Origin of the sequence: Microbacterium sp. B19 (assembly GCF_000333395.1) — a bacterium.
GTDB lineage: Bacteria > Actinomycetota > Actinomycetes > Actinomycetales > Microbacteriaceae > Microbacterium.
Genome location: NZ_BADA01000007.1, coordinates 1 through 1,286, shown reverse-complemented (window position 1 = coordinate 1,286; position 1,286 = coordinate 1). Strand labels below are relative to the sequence as shown.

Genomic DNA, 1,286 nt, shown 5'->3' with positions numbered 1-1,286 from the left:
CCTCGGCATCGCCGGGGTGATCCTCATCGTCGGACTCGGCGCCGACGATGTCTCCCCCGCCGGGGTCGTGGCATCCGCGGTCGCCCTGGTGTCGTCCTCGCTCGGTGCGATCCTCACGACGCGGTGGCGCGACGACACGCCGCTCCTCGCCACGACGTCGTGGCAGCTCACCGCGGGCGGGATCGCCCTGATCACCGTCGCGGACATCGTGGAGGGGCCGCCCCCGCGAGTGGATGCCATCGGCGTCATCGCCTACGCGGGGATCGCGGTCGTGGCGACGGCCCTGGCATTCGTGTGCTGGTTCACCGGCCTGCGGCTGCTGCCTGCGGGGACCGTCGGCCTGATCGGCCTGCTCAACCCGGTGACCGGCGTGCTGCTCGGCATCGCGGTCGGCGGCGAGTCGCTCGGCATCGGCCAGGTCCTCGGCATCCTGGCGGTTCTGTCCGCGATCGCGGTCTCGCGCCCACCCCGCCGCGGGACGCGTGAGTCGCCAGGATGAGTCGCTTCCCGCTCGCCGCGGNCGACAAATCCTGGCGACTCACGCGCACGATGACGGCTCAGGACGTGCGCAGCGTCACCGAACCGATCGTCGCCTGCACGTCGACGCGGGGCGTCGCGGTGGGCGAGGTGCGCAGGCCGTTGTCGATCGAGCCCGGCCCCTCGCTCGTGAACCGGTACGTGTCGTCGGGCAGCCCGATGTCGGCGGAACCCGCGGTCACCTCGACGCTCGTGCGCGCCGGCGCTTTGCCGGTGAGGTCGGCCGTGAGGTCGCCGCCGGTGACCTCGAACTTCGCGGCATCCACACCCTCGACGTCGGCCGTGGCGGAGCCTCCCGACACCGAGACGGTCAGCGCGCTCGCGCTCCCGGTCATTGTCGCGCCGCCGCCCGTGACCTGCACGTCGACATCGCCGTAGTCCCCGCCGAGATCGAGGCTGCCCCCGGCGACCTCGACCCGGAGGTCGAGGTTCGAGCGCTCGAGCTTCTTCGGGAGCGTCAGGGTCGCCTCCGCCCCGTTGCCCCAGTCGCCGAACGACCGACGGGGTGTCGCGACCTTGAGGGTCTCGCCGCGCTGCTCGAGCGTCCACCCGCCGATGCCGCTCCCGTCGAGCTGGGCTTCCGCGACGTCGGCGAACGCGACCGTGAGCGCCCCGCCGGTGACCCGGATGTCGAGGTCGCGCACGCCGTCGACGGCGCTCTGCTGCACCGGGGCGCCCGCCTCGCTACCGCGGAGGTCCCGCACCGCGGTGAATCCGGTGCTCACGAGCGTCCCGAGGATGAGCAGCCG

General features: G+C 73.2%; 2 protein-coding genes. One reads left to right on the top strand and one right to left on the bottom strand.

Translation table 11 applies throughout. The features are described from left to right. Positions 1 to 499: DMT family transporter (locus tag I5G_RS19605; protein WP_022877242.1), on the top strand; the 499-nt coding region annotated here is incomplete at its 5' end. Positions 500 to 557: 58 nt separating this feature from the next. On the opposite strand, the gene I5G_RS25610 is transcribed toward I5G_RS19605, so the two are convergent. After that, positions 558 to 1,286, bottom strand: a 729-nt coding sequence (locus I5G_RS25610; protein WP_022877241.1) for a hypothetical protein, incomplete at its 5' end; no start/stop codon positions are given.